1 protein-coding gene is annotated in these 1,201 nt (G+C 75.2%); it reads right to left on the bottom strand.

The annotated features are described in order from the left end of the window. A partial coding sequence (locus tag ACFC1T_RS38430) for an AMP-binding protein (protein ID WP_375897459.1) occupies nucleotides 1–1,201 on the bottom strand: 1,201 nt, incomplete at both ends.

The raw sequence follows: 1,201 nt of genomic DNA, 5'->3' as shown, positions 1-1,201 counted from the left end.
GGGCCCTCCCAGCTGGTGTCGAAGGAGAAGGAGGCGCTGAGTGCGACCCGCAGCCGCTCGCCGTCGGCGGTGTGCGGGTCGACCAGGCCGAGCCGGTGGTCCCGGCAGAGGTTGACCAGTTGGCGGTGTTCGACGGCGACGCCCTTGGGGCGGCCGGTGGAGCCGGAGGTGAAGACCACGTACGCCGTGCCCGCCGGGTGCAGCGGCGACGTCCGGTCGGCGTCGGTCAGGTCGTGGTCGGGCAGGGCCTGCCAGGCCGTGTCGCGCAGGGTCCGTTCGGTCAGCACGGCCCGCGGCCGGGCGTCGTCGAGCAGCAGGGCGGCGCGTTCCTCGGGCAGCTCCGGGTCGACGAAGAGCACTGCGGCGCCGGTCTTGAGCACCGCGAACAGGGCGACCACCAGCGCGGAGGTGCGGGGCAACCGGACCGCGACCAGTTGTTCGGGGCCGGCGCCGAGGGCGACCAGGTGGCGGGCCAGCCGGTTGGCCCGGGCGTTGAGCGCGGCGTAGTCGAGGGTGGTGTCCCGAGCGACCAGGGCGGTGGCGTGCGGGGTGCGGGCGGCCTGGGCCTCGAACAGGGCGGTGAAGGTGGTGTCGGGTGCCTGCGGCAGCGGTTCGCCGCGCCCCTGCCGCAGGGTGCGCTCGCGCTCCTGGGCGGTCATCAGCGGCAGGTCGCCGACGGGGGTGTCCGGGCCGTCGGCGACGGCCGTCAGCAGCACGGTCAGCCGCTCGGCCAGCAGTTCGGCGGTGCGGGCGTCGAACAGCCCGGTGCTGTACTCCAGGTGGCCGGTGAGGCCGCCGTCGCGTTCGACGAAGTCGAAGGAGAGGTCGAAGCCGGCGGTGCGCACCGGCGGGGTCAGCGGCTCCGCCGTCAGCCCGGGCAGCCGGGGCGCCTCGGCGCCGAGGTTGTGCAGGGCCACCATGACCTGGAACAGCGGGGTGCGGCTGGTGTCCCGCTCCGGCTGGAGGGCGTCCACCAGTCGTTCGAAGGGCACCTCCTGGTGGGCCAGGGCGTCGAGCAGGGTGCCCCGGGCGCGGGCCAGCAGCGCCCGGAACGGCTCCTCCGGGCGGACGCTGCCGCGCAGCACCAGGGTGTTGACGAACATGCCGACCACGTCGTGGAGTTCGCCCTGCTCGCGGCCGGAGGTGACGGTGCCGACGGCGAAGTCCCGCTGCCCGGACCAGCGGGCCAGCAGCACCTGGC

This window comes from Kitasatospora sp. NPDC056076, assembly GCF_042266305.1.
Classification (GTDB): domain Bacteria; phylum Actinomycetota; class Actinomycetes; order Streptomycetales; family Streptomycetaceae; genus Kitasatospora.
Note: the sequence above shows the minus strand (reverse complement) of the source record. Positions and strands in the feature narration are given on the sequence as shown.